16 protein-coding genes are annotated in these 16736 nt (G+C 60.5%); 9 read left to right on the top strand and 7 right to left on the bottom strand.

The window, feature by feature from the left end:
• Position 1 precedes the first annotated feature (1 nt).
• Positions 2-910 (bottom strand): LysR family transcriptional regulator, encoded by a 909-nt coding sequence (locus M0746_RS11225; RefSeq protein WP_258449217.1) that lies wholly within the window; start codon positions 908-910, stop codon positions 2-4.
• 84 nt (positions 911-994) lie between these two features.
• Here M0746_RS11225 and M0746_RS11230 point away from each other — a divergent pair, with 84 nt between their 5' ends.
• Positions 995-1918 (top strand): carbon-nitrogen hydrolase family protein, encoded by a 924-nt coding sequence (locus M0746_RS11230; RefSeq protein WP_258449218.1) that lies wholly within the window; start codon positions 995-997, stop codon positions 1916-1918.
• Positions 1919-1948: 30 nt separating this feature from the next.
• Here the strand turns inward: M0746_RS11230 and M0746_RS11235 are convergent, their stop codons facing one another.
• Entirely contained in the window at positions 1949-2422 is a 474-nt protein-coding gene (locus M0746_RS11235) for an LEA type 2 family protein (RefSeq protein ID WP_208937405.1), read from the bottom strand.
• 65 nt (positions 2423-2487) lie between these two features.
• Positions 2488-3954: a nucleobase:cation symporter-2 family protein gene (locus M0746_RS11240; RefSeq protein ID WP_258449219.1), complete on the bottom strand. Its 1467-nt coding sequence runs from the start codon at positions 3952-3954 to the stop codon at positions 2488-2490.
• Between the two features lie 340 nt (positions 3955-4294).
• On the opposite strand from M0746_RS11240, the gene M0746_RS11245 reads away from it, so the two are divergent.
• The 5 genes from M0746_RS11245 to M0746_RS11265 all read left to right on the top strand — a co-directional run bounded on the left by M0746_RS11245 (position 4295) and on the right by M0746_RS11265 (position 7752).
• Positions 4295-5011, top strand: coding sequence for a helix-turn-helix transcriptional regulator (locus tag M0746_RS11245; protein WP_258449220.1), 717 nt, complete (start codon positions 4295-4297; stop codon positions 5009-5011).
• Positions 5012-5063: 52 nt separating this feature from the next.
• Entirely contained in the window at positions 5064-5405 is a 342-nt protein-coding gene (locus M0746_RS11250) for a nuclear transport factor 2 family protein (protein WP_208937408.1), read from the top strand.
• A gap of 22 nt (positions 5406-5427) precedes the next feature.
• Positions 5428-6546: a cell division protein ZapE gene (gene zapE, locus M0746_RS11255; protein WP_258449221.1), complete on the top strand. Its 1119-nt coding sequence runs from the start codon at positions 5428-5430 to the stop codon at positions 6544-6546.
• A 17-nt stretch (positions 6547-6563) separates the two neighbouring features.
• Positions 6564-7148: a DinB family protein gene (locus M0746_RS11260; protein WP_258449222.1), complete on the top strand. Its 585-nt coding sequence runs from the start codon at positions 6564-6566 to the stop codon at positions 7146-7148.
• A 106-nt stretch (positions 7149-7254) separates the two neighbouring features.
• The gene (locus M0746_RS11265) at positions 7255-7752 is read left to right on the top strand and encodes a GNAT family N-acetyltransferase (RefSeq protein WP_258449223.1); all 498 of its coding nucleotides are present in this window, start codon (positions 7255-7257) and stop codon (positions 7750-7752) included.
• Positions 7753-8032: 280 nt separating this feature from the next.
• On the opposite strand, the gene M0746_RS11270 is transcribed toward M0746_RS11265, so the two are convergent.
• The 4 genes from M0746_RS11270 to M0746_RS11285 form a co-directional block, all read right to left on the bottom strand.
• Entirely contained in the window at positions 8033-8248 is a 216-nt protein-coding gene (locus M0746_RS11270) for a hypothetical protein (protein WP_258449224.1), read from the bottom strand.
• Between the two features lie 279 nt (positions 8249-8527).
• The gene (locus M0746_RS11275) at positions 8528-10756 is read right to left on the bottom strand and encodes a TonB-dependent siderophore receptor (RefSeq protein WP_258449225.1); all 2229 of its coding nucleotides are present in this window, start codon (positions 10754-10756) and stop codon (positions 8528-8530) included.
• Between the two features lie 144 nt (positions 10757-10900).
• Positions 10901-12649 carry a phosphoethanolamine transferase CptA gene (locus M0746_RS11280; RefSeq protein WP_258449226.1) on the bottom strand — a complete coding sequence of 583 codons (1749 nt, stop codon included), beginning with the start codon at positions 12647-12649 and terminating at the stop codon, positions 10901-10903.
• Between the two features lie 204 nt (positions 12650-12853).
• Complete coding sequence (locus M0746_RS11285; protein WP_203418187.1) at positions 12854-13036, bottom strand: DUF6026 family protein; 183 nt, start codon at positions 13034-13036, stop codon at positions 12854-12856.
• Positions 13037-13309: 273 nt separating this feature from the next.
• Between M0746_RS11285 and gnd the strand changes: the two genes are divergently transcribed.
• The 3 genes from gnd to M0746_RS11300 are packed head-to-tail and all read left to right on the top strand — an operon-like array spanning position 13310 to position 16628.
• Complete coding sequence (gene gnd / locus M0746_RS11290; protein ID WP_258449227.1) at positions 13310-14290, top strand: phosphogluconate dehydrogenase (NAD(+)-dependent, decarboxylating); 981 nt, start codon at positions 13310-13312, stop codon at positions 14288-14290.
• Positions 14287-15810, top strand: a complete 1524-nt coding sequence (zwf, locus tag M0746_RS11295; protein WP_258449228.1) for a glucose-6-phosphate dehydrogenase — start codon at positions 14287-14289, stop codon at positions 15808-15810. Before gnd ends, zwf begins: the two co-directional genes overlap by 4 nt.
• Positions 15807-16628, top strand: coding sequence for an HAD family hydrolase (locus M0746_RS11300; RefSeq protein ID WP_258449229.1), 822 nt, complete (start codon positions 15807-15809; stop codon positions 16626-16628). Before zwf ends, M0746_RS11300 begins: the two co-directional genes overlap by 4 nt.
• Positions 16629-16736: the final 108 nt, after the last annotated feature.

Raw genomic sequence — 16736 nt, forward strand, 5'->3', positions numbered from 1 at the left:
GTCAGTCGAAGGTTGCGGCAATCACCTCGCGAACCTTGACCACCAGCGGATCGATCTGCGTGCTGGTACGCCAGCCTAGTTCGATCGGGTAACGCGGCAATGGCAGCGGGCAGGGCAGTAACGCCAGGCCGCTAAGCGCTGCGATACTTTCAGCGGCATGCGCCGGAATCGTCGCCACCGCACGGCTGCCCTTGAGCAACCAGGGCAGCGCGGCGAAATGCGTGGTTGACGCGCAGACCCGACGACTCAAGCCCAGCGCCGCCAAACCCTCATCGGTAATGCCGATAAAACCGCCGGACGACACCAGAATGTGTTCGCGGGCGACAAACTCTTCCAGCCCGATCTGCGCCTGACCGGGCGCGAGGCTTGATGGGTCGACCAGACACGCATAACCGCCTTCGCCCAAGACCTGTCGGCTGAGCAAACGCTCGGCGAAGCCACCCGCAGTGATCGCCAGATCGATGCTGCGCTCCATCAGCGCACGAGCGACGATCTGGCTGTGGGTCTGGCGGAAAATCACGCGTAACTGCGGCAGGCTGCGGGCAATCTCTTCGATCAGGCGGCGACCGTAGGCAATCTCGAAATCATCAGAAAGCCCGATAGTCACCGAACGGCCATCGTATTGATTGGCCGCCGGATCGACCATCGCCAGGCTTTGTCGGCATTTATTCAGGGCGTCGCTGACCACAGGTTTCAATTGATTGGCCTTGAGCGTCGGGGCGAGGCCGCGCCCGGTGCGCACGAACAGTTGATCGCCGTACACCTCACGTAAGCGGCGCAGTGCTGCGCTGACCGCCGATTGGGTGACGCCCAGACGCAGGGCGGCGCGGCTGGCGCTGGATTCTTCGTGCAGTGCTTCGAAGACTTTCAGCAGGTTGAGGTCGACATTAGCGATATTCATTGTGTTCATATCAATCAGCAGTGATCGGGGCTTTATTCATGATCGCGTGGCGCCGCAGAATCGGCAACCACTGAACCTGACGGAGTTACTGCGATGCCCAAATCCATTGTCGCTGCGCTGCAAATCGGCGCGTTGCCCGCCGGCAAACAAGCCACCCTTGAGCAGCTTCTGAGCTGGGAAACCACGATCAGCGAATCCGGCGCGGCGCTGGTGGTCATGCCCGAAGCGTTGCTCGGCGGATATCCGAAAGGCGAAGGCTTCGGCACGCAACTGGGCTATCGCCTGCCCGAAGGCCGTGAAGCCTATGCCCGCTACTTCGCCAATGCGATTGACGTACCGGGCGCAGAAACCGATGCGCTCGCCGGGCTGTCCGCGCGCACCGGGGCCAATCTGGTAATCGGCGTGATCGAGCGCGCCGGCAGCACCCTGTATTGCACCGCGCTGTACTTCGACCCGCAGGCCGGACTGGTCGGCAAGCACCGCAAACTGATGCCGACCGGCACCGAACGGTTGATCTGGGGCAAGGGCGACGGCTCGACCTTGCCGGTGTTCGACACCCAGGTCGGCAAGCTTGGCGCGGTAGTGTGCTGGGAAAACATGATGCCGCTGCTGCGCACGGCCATGTACGCCAAAGGTGTCGAGGTCTGGTGCGCGCCGACGGTCGACGAGCGCGACATGTGGCAAGTGAGCATGCGCCACATCGCCCATGAAGGCCGTTGCTTTGTGATCAGCGCCTGCCAGGTTCAGGCCTCGCCGAACGAACTGGGCGTGGACATCGCCAACTGGCCGGCGGACCGGCCGCTGATTGCCGGAGGTAGCGTGATTGTCGGCCCAATGGGTGACGTGCTGGCAGGTCCGTTACGCGGCGAAGCCGGGCTGCTCACTGCAGAAATCAACACCGACGAACTGGCGCGCGCACGTTACGACTACGACGTGGTCGGCCACTACGCGCGGCCGGACGTATTCGAGTTATCCGTCGACGAACGCGCCAAGCCCGGAGTGCGTTTCACTGCATAGCCCTGTCTTGCAAACCTGTGGGAGCGTTCGTTACCACGTTGCGGCACTCGCCTTGGGCAAACTCAACGTGCCGCTGTCCACGAAACGCATAGTGCCGAACAGCCCTCCCGCGAGTTTGCCGCGCAGGACATAGGGCAGGTTGTCGAGGGTTTGTGTCTGGCTCAGCCCCAGGGTCTGGCGCAGGACCGAGAACGCGGAAATGCTCACCGGTACGCTTACGATGGTTTCGGAAAAGCGCGGGATCGAGCCGCTTTGATCGCTCACGCCGGAGGCCAGTGAATGGCCGTTGACCTCCAGGTCGAGGGCGATGCCGTTGTAGTCGATCGCGGTTTCGTTGGGATTTTGCACGCGCAGTTTGATCGCGAAGCGTACTTCCAGATCCTGACTCGGCAACGGTTCGAGGCCGACCACATTAATGTTGACCGGATCTCGATTGGGGAACAGCGCACAGGCGCTCAGGGATAACAGCAGCAGCGACAGAATCAGGGCATGGAGGCGGCGCATAAACGGTCTCTCGAAAAAAGGGCTGGACCGGCGTGTCGGTTCAGCCTTTTTTCAAAGGCTGGACGTCAGCGGTTCTCTTGTGCGACAGCCACCGCTGGGCCAGGTTCAGCCTTGGCCGGCATGTCCGGGTTTTCCATGACCTGAAGAATAGAAGCTTCCGGATCGAAGTCGTCTTCTTCCAGCTCGATGAATTCTTCCGGCAGGAAGATATTCAGCGCAATCGCGCACAGGGCGCCGACGGTGATTGGCGATTCGAAGATGTTGCGCAATGCCTGCGGCAGTTCGCGCAGCACTTCCGGCACCGCCGCAATGCCCAGGCCCATGCCCAGCGAGATTGCCACGATCAGCATATTGCGTCGATGCAGGCCGGCTTCCGCGAGGATCTTGATCCCGGCAACGGCGACGGTGCCGAACATCACCAGTTCGGCGCCGCCGAGCACCGGTTTCGGCATCAATTGCAGCACCGCGCCGATCATCGGGAACAGCCCGAGGATCACCAGCAACCCGGCAATGAAGAAAGCGACATAGCGGCTGGCCACGCCGGTGAGCTGAATCACCCCGTTGTTCTGCGCGAACGTGACCATCGGCATGCTGTTGAACACCGCAGCCATCGCCGAATTGAGACCGTCAGCGAGCAGGCCGGATTTGATCCGGCGAATGTACAGCGGACCTTTGACCGGCTGCCGCGAAATCATCGAGTTGGCGGTCAGGTCGCCGGCCGCTTCCAGTGGCGAAACGAGGAAAATCACCGCCACCGGCACGAACGCCACCCAGTCGAAATTGAAGCCATATTTGAACGGCACCGGCACGCTGACCAGCGGCACGGCGGGCATCATGGCGAAATCCACCGTGCCCATCAGCCACGCAACGACATAGCCGAGAGTCAGGCCGATGACGATCGCGCCCAGGCGCAGGAACGGCACGTCGACCCGGTTCAGCACGACGATGGTGCCGATCACCAGCGCCGCCAGGAATACATGGCTGGCCGCGCCAAGGTCCGCCGCGCCAAAGCCGCCGGCAATGTCGGTCATTGCCACTTTGATCAGCGACAGGCCCATCAGCGTGATGATCGTGCCGGTGACCACCGGGGTGATCAGCATGCGCAATTTGCCGATGAACTGGCTCAGCACCACCTCAATGAACGCGGCGAAAAAGCACACACCGAAGATCGTCGAGAGGATTTCATCGGTGCCGCCGCCGCGCGCCTTGACCATGAACCCGGCGCTGAGAATCACGCTGATAAAGGAAAAACTGGTGCCTTGCAGGCACAGCAAACCAGAACCGACCGGGCCGAAGCGCTTGGCCTGCACGAACGTACCGAGACCTGAGACGAACAGCGCCATGCTGATCAGGTAAGGGATTTCACTTTGCAGGCCGAGGGCGCCGCCCATGATCAGGGTCGGTGTGATGATCCCGACGAAGCTGGCCAGTACGTGTTGCAGCGCGGCGAACACGGTGGCAGTCAGGTGTGGGCGGTCGTTGAGGCCGTAGATCAGGTCATTGTTGCGCGGGGCGTTTTCAGAGGCGGTCATGGTGTTTTGCGCGCTGCGAGGCGGGGCCGGGTCAGAAAATGGAGGCGCAGGATGCCGCAAGCGGGCGGCGAGGGCAACGAGCAATAACTGCCCGAAAGGTCAGCTTTTAAGGGCGCTGCCGGCTAAATCGATTCATGCGAACGCGCGGCCCTCACTGATCGCTCCCACGCTCCTGCGTGGGAATGCAGCCCGGGACGCTCCGCGTCCCATCCAAAGCCGAACACGGAGCGTCATTCCCACGCCGGAGCATGGAAACGCCAGTTGCCTCCTCAAGCTCCTGCCATTTCTGACATCAACCTCTGCTAATCTCCCACGTCTTTCCGACCAGAGCCCGCCCATCGTGTCGCGTACCACCCGACTGTTGACCCTGCTGCAAGTGCTGCGCGGCAAGAAACGCCCGGTGACTGCCGCCACCCTGGCCGCCGAGTTGCAAGTCTCCGAGCGCACGCTGTATCGCGACATCGCCGAGCTGAGCGCCCTGGGCGCGCCGATTCAGGGCGAGGCGGGTATCGGCTATGTGCTGCGCAACGGTCTGTTTTTGCCACCGCTGATGCTTAACGCCGAAGAAACCGAAGCCATCGTTCTCGGTTTGCGCTACGTGGATCAGCGCGGCGATGAAATATTGAGCAAAGCGGCGGCGGATGCCTTGGCCAAGATTGCCGCGGTGCTCGATCCGCAAGCTCAGGAAGCATTGCGCAATCCCACCGTGCTGCCGGGGCCGCCGGGCTACGGTTTCCCGCAGAACGCCGTGCCGCTGAACGTGTTTCGTCATGCCATTCGTGACCAGGCCAAACTTCACATCGATTACGCCGACGCGCAACAGGTGCCGAGTCAGCGGCTGATCTGGCCCTTGGCACTGGGTTTTCTCAATGAAGTGCGGATCATCGTCGCCTGGTGTGAATTACGCAGTGCCTATCGGACGTTTCGAACCGACCGCATCAGCGCTGCGAATCTGCAGGGCGAGGCTTACCCGGGGCGGCGCAGCGACCTGTTGCGCACTTGGCGCAAGCAGATGCAACTGGACGAAGACGGCCGTTTCACTCCTGACAAAAACTGACATGACGCTGTTTTAAAATGGTCGCAGAATCAGACAACAAGGAGCTGCAACCATGTCCCATCCCGTCTCTGCACTGGCCCCGGCGATCGCTGCGTATATCGATGCGGCAAACGCCCGCGACACGTCGCGGGTGACCAGTTTTTTCGCCGAGGATGCCAACGTGTTCGACGAAGGCCAGCATCAGGTCGGTTCTCAAGCCATCGCGCAATGGATGCACGACACCGGGCAACGCTATCAGCCGCGCGTTGAAGTGCTGGACGTGCAACAGCGCACCGGCAAGGTGCTGGTCCACGGACTGATTTCCGGGACATTCCCCGGCAGTCCGGCCCAGTTGCGCTATACGTTTCGGTTGAATGAACAGGGGAAAATTGCCCGGCTGGATATTTCCCTGTAGCCATCGTGGCATACTGCCGCGCATGACTTTCGACTCCCCCTCAAGCGCCTGGCAACACGCCGTTCAGCACAACGGCTTCGTTCAGGATGAAGCCCAGGAACACGCGGTCTGGGCTTTGCAAAAATGCCACGAAGCGCTGCACGCCGGCGCTCGTTCGGTCACCGGCGTTTACCTCTGGGGGCCGGTCGGGCGCGGCAAGACCTGGCTCATGGACCAGTTCCACCAGAGCCTGCGAGTGCCGGCGCGCCGGCAGCATTTCCATCATTTCATGAGCTGGGTGCATCAGCGCTCGTTTCAGTTGACCGGGATTGCCGATCCGTTGCGCGCGCTGGCCAAAGAGCTGGCGGCTGAGGTGAAAGTGCTGTGCTTCGATGAGTTGTTCGTCAACGACATCGGCGACGCGATCATTCTCGGGCGGTTGTTTCAGGTGATGTTCGACGAAGGTGTGGTGATCGTCTGCACCTCCAACCTGCCGCCGGACGAGTTGTACGCCGACGGCTTCAATCGCGACCGTTTCGTCCCGGCGATTGCCGCGATCAAGGCGCATATGCAGGTGATTGCGGTGAATGGCGCTGAAGATCACCGATTGCATCCGGGTACTGTGGAGCAGCGGTATTTTGTTGCCAGCCGTCATTCGCCAGGTCCATTGGCGGATGTGTTCAATGGATTGGCCGAGGGGCAACCGGTCAGTGTCGAACCGGTCCCGGTCGGACACCGCCAGCTCACTGTCGTACAGGCATCCGAACACGTGCTGTGGTGCCGTTACGCCGATCTGTGCGAGCAACCGTTCGCCGCCATGGACTTCATCGCATTGTGCGACCGCTATCGGGCTATTCTGTTGAGCGAGGTGCCAAATCTCAGTGCAAGCAAACGCGAAGGGCGCATTGCCCGTGGCACCGAGGATGGCGCCGAACGCGTGGTCGCGGGCGATCGCGAACTGCCGCAGTTGTCGGTACATGACGATGGTGTGCGGCGGTTCATCGCGCTGGTCGATGAGTGCTACGACCGCAAGGTGCCGTTGTACGTTGAGGCCGAAGTGCCGATGGCCGCGCTGTATACCGAGGGTTATCTGGAATTCCCGTTCCGCCGCACCCTCAGTCGCTTGCAGGAGATGCAATTGCAGCGCTTTGCCAACGCTTGAGCGAAAAGGGTGCCGAGATGAGTCAACCGTTATCCCATCATTTGCTGACCCTGGCTTATCAGAATGCCTGGGCCAATCATCGACTGGCCAAGGCCTGGGGCCAGCTCAGCGCGGCGGATCTTGCGGCGCCGCGAGTAAGCTTTTTCCCGAGCATTCGCTTGACGCTGAACCACATCTTGACGTGCGACTGGTTTTACGTCGATGCGCTGGAGCGCGAACTGCGCGGGGCTGAACCGCATCCTGACTGCTATGTATTTTTCAATGCAGACGAGCCGTTTACTGACGCCGTTCAACTGCGTGAAGAACAGGCTCACGTCGACCGTCGATTGATCGCCTACTGCGAGCAGCTGCGCGATGGCGATCTAAACCGAATCGTCACCATTGCCCGCGACACACCCCAGCACGACAGTCGCCTGCGCATGCTGTCGCACCTGTTCGAACATCAAATCCATCACCGCGGTCAGGTGCACGCGATGCTCAGTGATACCGTGGTGAAACCGCCGCAACTGGACGAGTTTTTCTGCGTCGGCGAAAGCGCTTTGCGCGCCGCAGATTTTGCCGAGCTTGGCTGGACCGAGGAATTGATCTGGGGCCACACCTGATCTTGCCGATTTGCCGGTTGCTCAGCGGTATGTGGCCGCGTTAAGGTCAGGCAGCCTATCAGTGCGTACCTTGCGCACCGGGGCTTTTGTCTGTTCGGGGATGGAAATGGATTCCGCAGAAATTCTGGTACTTCAGGCCAGCTACACCAACCCAACGCACGCCGAAGCCATCGGCATTGTGCTCAATCACTATGCAGAAGACCCGATGGGCGGTGGCCACTCGCTCGATCCGGACCTGCTGCGCCGATTGCCCGAAGAACTCGCCCGCCGCCCGCACGCGTTCAGCGTACTGGCCTTCGTCGGCGGCGAACCGGCGGGGCTGGTCAACTGCTTCGAAGGCTTCTCGACCTTCACCTGCAAGCCACTGGTCAATGTTCACGACGTGGCGGTCATGAGCCAGTTTCGCGGCTTGGGCCTGAGCCAGAAAATGTTGCAGAAAGTCGAAGAAATTTCCCGCCAGCGCGGCTGCTGCAAAATCACTCTGGAAGTGCTGGAAGGCAATGCCATTGCGCAGCAGTCGTACCGCAAGTTCGGCTTCGCGCCGGGCATGTTTGATCCGGATCACGGGCGGATGCTGTTCTGGATCAAGAATTTGCAGGCCTGAAAAGCCCCTCACCCTAACCCTCTCCCGGAGGGAGAGGGGACTGATCGAGTTGATCGCAAGAGCTACGTCGACATCAAGTACCGAGCCGAACTCAGGTTCTTAAGATCGTGAAGATCGGCTCCCTCTCCCTCGGGAGAGGGCTGGGGTGAGGGGCGAATTCACCACAAATCCCAAGCCGAACAAGCAACCACCCAACCAAAAAAAAGGCGCCCCAAAAGGGCGCCTCAACTGTCATCTCCCGGGCCAGAGCGGAGCCACGGAAGGTCCATCGGTTGCTCGGTCAATCCCGGTCGCGGTACGACTCGGTCACTTGCGCGGTCTGGTCGGCGGGAACGCGAAGTTCTTTCGCATTGGCGTCGCTCTGTTGCGCGCTCTGGCTCTGGTGAACCGGGAAATTGTCGTAGTAATAGCGCATGCGCTCAGCGCCGCCTTCGGCGAAGACGCTGGCAGAACCCAGGGCAAACAGCCCGGCAAGGATGAGGGTAGAGATTTTCATGGTGCCTCCTACTGAACAAGTGGGAGCCGTTTCATCCATGAAGCAAAACTCGAAAGGAGTCTCTGCCGTGCGAATTAACGCGGGGTTAACGCCCGCGCAGGGTGAGTTTTGCAGCATGTTGCAGAGCGCTGGATGCACACCGCGCCAGAGCATGATCGTTCCCACGCTCCGGCGTGGGAATGCCTCAAGGGATGCTCCGCGTTCCAGCTCCCCGAAGGAACGCGGAGCGTCCCGGGCTGCATTCCCACGCAGAGCGTGGGAACGATCAGTGGGAGCGGGTCAGAGCTTCCAGTCGAGACTCACGGTCAGTGTGCGCGGGTCTCCCCAATAAACACCGTTGTAGAAACCGACGTTGTCGTAATACTTCTTGTCGAACAGGTTGTTGACGTTCAGCGACGCCGACAGCTGCCGATCAAACTCGTAACGCGACATCAAATTGACCAGCGTGTAGGCGCTCTGCTTGATCCGAGCTGTTTCCTCGCCATTCCCGACCGGCCGGGTCGAGGTGCCGTACACATCGCTCTGCCAATTCACCGCACCACCGACCGTCAGCGCCTGCCACTCACCTGGCAGGCGATACGCCGTCGACACGCGCAGCAGATTCATCGGCTCATTGGTGTTGCTGCGCTCACTCTCGCCGTTGACCGAATGGGTATAGGTGTAACCGGCGGTCATGTTCCAGCCGCGCAGCACTTCGCCGGAGATTTCGGCTTCAAATCCGTTGACCTTGTTGCCCTTGCCGCCGGATTTGAAGAACTGCTCACGCGTGACCGGATCTGGCGGTGCGGTGTTGTCGACTTCAGCGACGTTGTCCTGCTTGCTCCAGAACAGCGCCGTGGAAACGTTCAAGCGCTCCTGGAGCAAACTGCCCTTGAGACCCAGCTCGTAGTTCTTGCCAACCACCGGGTCGATGTACTGGCGAGTCTTATCGCGGTTGCCTTGGGGTTTGAAGATGTCGGTGTAACTCACGTAGGCCGTGTAGTGCGGCGTCAGGTCGTAGAGCAGTCCGGCGTACGGCGTCCAGATATCGTTCTGTTTCTGGCTTGTGTAATCGACCCCGGACAGTTGGCGGTTGGCATCAAAGCTGTTACTGGTGCTGGACGCTTGCCAACTGCCGTAGCGGCTGCCCAGCACGGCATGCAGTTCATCGGTGAGGCTCAGGCGCGTGGCGATGTAGCCAGCTTTTTGCCGGGTGTCGTCTTTGGAGCCGGTGAGATCTGTGACCGTGTCGCTGAATTTGCCGATGTTGCCCATGTACTTCCAGTCACGAATGGTCCCGTAGTCGCCGGGTTGTGCGCCAGCGAGGGTGTACGGGGAATTCGAACGCCGTTCGGCCTCACCGTAGCCGAACATCATTTCGTGCTCGCGGCCGAACAAGGAGTAGGGGCCTGACACGTTGAAGTCATAAGCCTGCATCTTCTGGGTGCCAATCATGTGCGAGGTATACGCGAGCATGCCGCTGCGGTCGGCCGCAGGAAAACCCGCACCGCCGAAGTACACCTTGCCGTCGGTATCGCTTTGCCGGTGGGTGTAAGCCGCTTTCAAGTGCCAGCCGCCCGCGAGTTGCTGATCAAGGGTGGCGAAGGCGGTTTTGTCTTGCAGCGGCCAGGAACTCCACGACGTCGCCATGTTGGTCGAACGCCCAAGCCCGGCCTTGCTGCCATCGGCATTCCAATAGGGCACGGTGCCCCAGGACGAACCCTGTACGTGCTTGTTCTGATAGTCGTAACCCACCGCGAGCACGGTTGAGTCGGTCAGGTCCGCTTCGAGCACGCCATAACCGACCTCGCGCTGCAGCGCGTATTTGTCCTTGATCGACTGGCTGTCGCGATAAGCCAGCACGCTGCGCCCACGCAAGCGGCCATCGAACGCCAGCGGCCCGCCGACATCCACGTAGCTGTAGTAATTGTCGTAGCTGCCGCCACTGACCCCGGCCAGCGCCTGCCATTGCGCGGTCGGACGCTTGCGTACCATGTTGATCGTCGCCGATGGATCGCCGGCCCCGGTGGTCAGCCCCGTCGCCCCACGAACCACTTCGATGCGGTCGTAGATAATCGTGTCCGAATCAGATTTCATGCGATCGAAGGTATTGAGCATCCCGTCAATCTGGAAGTTATTGATCGCATAGCCGCGCGACGAATAACTGACCCGATCCGAATCCAGGTGCTGCACCACCACGCCGGTGGTCTGGCGCATGGCCTCGGACAACGTACCGAGTTTGAAATCATCCATTTGTTGGCGTGTGATCACCGAGACCGATTGCGGAGTTTCCTTGATCGACAGATTCAACCGCGTCGCGGTGTTCATCGCACCGGTGGTGTAGGACTCGGTATTTTCGGTGGTGGTGCCCAGGCCTTGGGCGGTGACGCTGGTCGCCGCCAGTTCAAGCGCCGAACCAGTCGGTGAAGGTTGCTCTTCAGTCTGGTTTTGCGCCAGCAGATCAGGGCTGATCGCCGCGCCGCAGAGGCCGAGCGTTAGGGTCATAGAACGGGTAATGGGCGCGAGCATCGCAGCCGACTCCTTGTCTTCGAAGGGAAAATTCCGTTGGTTCAAAGACGAAGGGTGGGGCGGGGATTTAGGCTTAAACGAGAAATATTGTTATTTGTAAATGTGTCGGGGGCTAAAAAAAGGGGCCGCTGTGGCCCCTTCGGTTTACTGCTCTGTCGCTTGCGCAACATTCGCTGCGGGCTTTTTCGGCTTCATCAGGCTGAAGTCGATCAACGCCCGTTGTGCGGTCTGGTACGGGTCGCCGATCAACAACGGCCGTTCCTTGAAGCTGTCGCTGACCAGGCTCTTGCTGCGGTCGAGTTCGTCGAAGCTCAACCCGGCCATGTCGGCCCAGGTGTGGATCAGGTGCGAGCTGCTGTAAGGGCGGTCGAGGTCGCCGGCAAAATTCCAGTCGTGGTTTTCCTTCCACTTTGGCGAGGCCCAGGCCATGAACGGTATGGTGTACATCGGCGCGGTCGGTTTGTTTTCGTTACGGCCGAGCGTCTTGTGACCAACCGAGTCGAACACGTCTTCACCGTGGTCCGAAAGGTACAGCAGAAAGCCGTTCGGATCGGATTTGGCGTAATCCTTGATCAGGCTCGACACGACGAAGTCGTTGTACAGCACCGCATTGTCGTAACTGTTGTAGGTCGGCACCTGATCGTCACGCACCCCGGCCGGCACGCCGTCGCGGCCCTTGAACTTGTCGAAGGTGGGCGGATAACGATACTGGTAGCTCATGTGCGTACCGAGCAGATGTACGACGATCAGCTTGCGCGGTGCGGCGTCGGCCAGGGCCTTGTTGAACGGCTCGATGACGTCGCCGTCGTATTGCGCGGCGTTCTGGTTGCGGTTGTTGTTGAGGTACACCTGCTCGTCGGCCTGTTCGGAGAAGGTCGTGAGCATGGTGTTGCGCTTGGTCATGGTCTGTTGGTTGGTGATCCAGAACGTCTTGTAGCCGGCCTGTTTCATCACGCTGACCAGCGATGGCGTCGACAGGTACAGATCCGGGTGCAGTTCGTCAGCGAAGGTCAGCACCTGCTGCAGCGCTTCGATCGTGTACGGGCGCGGGGTGACGACGTTGTCGAACACCGCCAATTGATCCTTGAGCTTGTCCAGTTCCGGCGTGGTGTTGCGCGGATAGCCGTAGAGGCTCATGCGCTGGCGGTTGGTCGATTCGCCGATCACCAGCACCAGGGTCTGCGGCTGATCGCCCGAGGCATCCTTCAGGTTTTTCAACGGTGGGATCTTGCTGACGTTGTGCAGCATGCCCTGCATGTCGGCGAGGGTTTCCTGATAGCGGTGATAGGCCACCACCATCTGCCACGGCACGGCCGGCTCGATGCGGGTTTCGAATTTTTCAAAACCTTGTTCAAAGGTACCCATGCGCAAGGTCTGCTTGACCAGCGGGTAGCCGATCACGGCAATCAGGATCGCCATCGCTGCGACGAAGGCGCGGCCACGCGGCATGTATACCGGGCGCAGACGGGTCCACAGGAAGTACGCGAACGCGGTATGCGCAAGGAACGCCGGGACCATCCACCAGGCGAAATACTGCGTCATGTATTCGCCGGCTTCGGACACGTTCGACTCGAACATGATGAAGATGACGCTTTGCGAGAATTCCTGCTCATAGATGAAGAAATAGCCAAGGCTGGCCATCGAGCAGGCCCACAGCACCACACCGATGATCGCCGCGAGCAACTTGGTGCGCTTGGGGAACAGCAGCATCGGCGCCAGCCAGATTGCGCTCATGACGAAGGCCTGACGGAACCCGGTGAAGCCCGAGGTGCCGGTCAGTTGAATCAGCAGTTGGGTGATACCCGAGAAGTACCAGAAGAATACGAACAGCCAGAGAAGTCCGGCCCAATCAAAACCTGTCGCAGTCGTTGTGCTGCGTTTGAACAATGCCATTCGGCGCTCCAGCTCTGGTTACAACCACCGCCGGAACATCCGTGATACCGACGAACGGAGGCCGTACACGCAGGTACGGCCAGAATGCGGCGCAGTATCACCAAGCCGATGTGAAAAGTTTGTTATTCGACGCACGTTCAGCCCGCTAAGGGGCAGGGGCATCATGCCGGGAACAGCGGCTGCTGTTCCCGATACAGGCGGGGATCAGGCGTGGGGGTGACGCTGAACAACCGGCAAGGGTTGCGGCTGCGAGCCCTGGGTCAACAGGCGCAACTGCGCCAGCTCTTGCTTCAACTGGTCGCGTTCGTCTTTCAACTGACGCAACTCGTCACGACGGATTGTGACGTACAGGGTTTGTGGCGGCATTGCTGTGTGTACTGTGCCCATTGCTCACCTCGCAAATGGCGTGCATCAACTGTAAGCCACCCCTGATCTGAGGTGGTGACTTACTATCGGCGCCAATTTTGATTTCTTTTGCCCATTTATGGAACTTTTTTATTTTTCATGGTCGGTGTGTCTTCGGCACGATTTGCGGCGTTATCAGTCTGGATCGGGCACAATGCCCGGAAACTTCATCGCAACGCTCTGGACTAACCTCCATCAGTCGCGTTGGGCTATAACCAATGACACATATTTATTTGTAGTAAGGAGCATCAGCACATGCAACTCGGGATTATTGGACTGGGCCGCATGGGCGGCAATATTGCGCGACGTCTGATGCTCAACGGTCACACCACCGTTGTTTACGACCGCAATACCGCTTTCATCGATAACCTGGTCGCCGAGGGCTCCACTGGCGTCGCCGATCTGCCGGCACTGGTTGCCGGGCTGGCCAAGCCGCGCGCGGTCTGGGTCATGCTGCCGGCCGGCGCACCGACCGAAGACACCATCAACACCCTGAGCGATCTGCTCGAAGCTGGCGATACCATCATCGACGGCGGCAACACCAACTATAAGGATGATATCCGCCGGGCCAAAACCCTGGCCGAGAAGGGCCTGCATTACATTGACGTCGGCACCTCCGGCGGCGTCTGGGGCCTGGAGCGTGGTTATTGCATGATGATCGGTGGCGATGCCGACACCGTGCAGCGCCTCGACCCGTTGTTCGCCGCACTGGCGCCGGGCATGGGGGACATCCCGCGCACCAAGGACCGCAAGTCCGATGACCACCGCGCCGAGCACGGTTACATCCATGCCGGCCCTGCCGGTGCCGGGCACTTTGTGAAGATGATTCACAACGGTATCGAGTACGGCATGATGGCCGCGTTCGCCGAAGGCTTCGACATTCTCAAGACCAAATCCAGCGAACGCCTGCCGGAAGATCAGCGTTTCGATCTGAACGTGGCCGACATTGCCGAAGTCTGGCGTCGCGGCAGCGTGGTCTCGTCCTGGTTGCTCGACCTGACCGCCGATGCGCTGGCCAGCGACCCGAAACTCGACGGTTTCTCCGGTTCCGTGGCCGACAGCGGCGAAGGCCAATGGACCATCGAGGCGGCCATGGAGCAAGCGGTGCCGGTGCCGGTGCTGTCGAACTCGCTGTTCTCGCGTTACCGTTCGCGCGGGCAGGGCACCTTCGGCGACAAGATTCTCTCCGCGCAGCGCTTCGGCTTCGGCGGCCATGTGGAGACAGCGAAGAAATGACCCGAACGATCCGCAGAAAGTCCAAGGCAGAACCCGCACCACCGACCACGCTGTTTCTGTTCGGTGCCCACGGCGACCTGGTCAAGCGCTTGCTGATGCCGGCGCTGTACAACCTCAGTCGCGACGGCTTGCTTGACGACAATCTGCGGATCGTCGGCGTTGACCACAACGCAATTACCGATGAAGCCTTCGCGCAAAAGCTCGAAGACTTCATTCGCAGTGAAGCGGCGGCCAAGGTCGGCAAGGGCGGTCAGATGCTTGACCCGGCTTTGTGGGCCAAGCTCGCCAAAGGTATCAGCTACGTCCAGGGCGACTTTCTGGACGACAGCACCTATTCAGCACTGGCGGCGAAAATCGCCGACAGCGGCACCGGCAATGCGGTGTTCTACCTGGCCACCGCGCCGCGTTTCTTCAGCGAAGTCGTGCGCCGCCTCGGCGCTGCGAAACTGCTCGAAGAAACTCCCGAATCATTCAGAAGGGTGGTGATCGAGAAGCCGTTCGGCTCCGACCTGCAAACTGCCGAAGCGCTGAACGCCTGTTTGCTCAAGGTGATGTCCGAGAAGCAGATCTATCGGATCGACCACTATCTGGGCAAGGAAACCGTGCAGAACATTCTGGTCAGCCGGTTCTCCAACAGCCTGTTCGAAGCGTTCTGGAACAATCACTACATCGACCACGTGCAGATCACCGCCGCCGAAACCGTCGGTGTCGAGACCCGTGGCAGTTTTTACGAACACACCGGCGCACTGCGCGACATGGTGCCCAATCACCTGTTCCAGCTGCTGGCGATGGTCGCCATGGAGCCGCCGGCCGCCTTTGGCGCCGATGCCGTGCGCGGTGAGAAAGCCAAAGTGGTGGGGGCGATTCGTCCCTGGTCGATCGAAGAAGCGCGGGCCAACTCGGTGCGCGGCCAGTACAGCGCCGGCGAGATCGACGGCAAGCCGTTGAACGGCTATCGCGAAGAAGCCAATGTCTCGCCGGACAGCACCACGGAAACCTACGTGGCGCTTAAGGTGATGATCGACAACTGGCGCTGGGTCGGCGTGCCGTTCTATCTGCGCACCGGCAAGCGCATGAGCGTGCGCGACACCGAGATCGTCATCTGCTTCAAACCGGCGCCGTATGCGCAGTTCCGCGACACCGAAGTCGACGAGTTGCAGCCGACCTACCTGCGCATCCAGATCCAGCCCAACGAAGGCATGTGGTTCGACCTGCTGGCCAAGCGGCCGGGGCCGGCGCTGAACATGGCCAACATCGAGCTGGGATTTGCCTACAAGGACTTTTTCGAAATGCAGGCCTCGACCGGCTACGAAACCCTCATCTATGACTGCCTGACCGGCGACCAGACGCTGTTCCAGCGCGCTGACAACATCGAGAACGGCTGGCGTGCCGTGCAACCGTTCCTTGATGCCTGGCAGCAGGATGCCAGCGTGCAGCAATACGCGGCCGGCGAAGACGGCCCGCAGGCCGCCGAAGATCTGCTGACTCGCGATGGTCGCGTCTGGCATGGCCTCGGATGAGTGACGTGCCGAAACAACCCATCCGTTTTCTGCTCAGCGATATGGACGGCACGCTGTTGTTGCCCGATCACACTTTGAGCCAGCGCACCATCGACGCGGTGCGGTCGCTGCGTGAGGCGGGCGTGCTGTTCAGCCTTGCCACCGGCCGGCCGCCGAAAGCCATGTTGCAGCAGATCGAAGCCCTTGGCGTCGATTTGCCTACTGCCGCGTTCAATGGCGGCACCATCGTCAAGCCGGATGGCACTCTGTTGGCCGCGCATTACCTGCCGGCCACCACGGCGCTGATCGCGCTGGCGTTGTTCGCCGATCAGCCGGACGTCGAAGTCTGGGTGTTCAGTGGCGGCGACTGGTTGCTCAAGGATCCGCACGGGCCGATGGTCCCGCGCGAGCAGCACGGCCTCGGCTATCCGCCGGTGGTTGTAGAGAGTTTTGAGCCGTATCTGGAAAGGATCGACAAGATCGTCGCCACCAGCCACAACACTGAGTTGTTGATCGAACTCGAGGCGCAGCTGCTGCCCAAGGTCAATGGCATGGCCCAGGTGTCGCGTTCGCAACCGGTATACCTGGACGTCACCGCGCTCGAAGCCAACAAAGGCACGGCGCTGACGACGATTGCCGAATACCTTGGCGTGCCGCTGGAGCAAACGGCGGCAATCGGCGATGGCGGCAATGACCCGGCAATGTTCAAGTGTGCAGGCCTGTCGATTGCCATGGGCCAGGCGGAGGAGGCGGTGAAGCGCCAGGCGGATGTGGTGACCGCGGCCAACACCGAAGACGGCGTAGCACAGGCGATTGAGAAGTACATCCTCCCTCGCTGAGCCTACCCAAAAACAAATGCAGGAGTGAGCCTGCTCGCGATAGCGGAGTATCTGCCCCCTTTGCGGGTCTGACACACCGCTATCGCGAGCAGGCTCACTCCTACAGGG

It is taken from the genome of Pseudomonas sp. S11P7 (assembly GCF_023195435.1).
Lineage (GTDB): Bacteria > Pseudomonadota > Gammaproteobacteria > Pseudomonadales > Pseudomonadaceae > Aquipseudomonas > Aquipseudomonas fluorescens_G.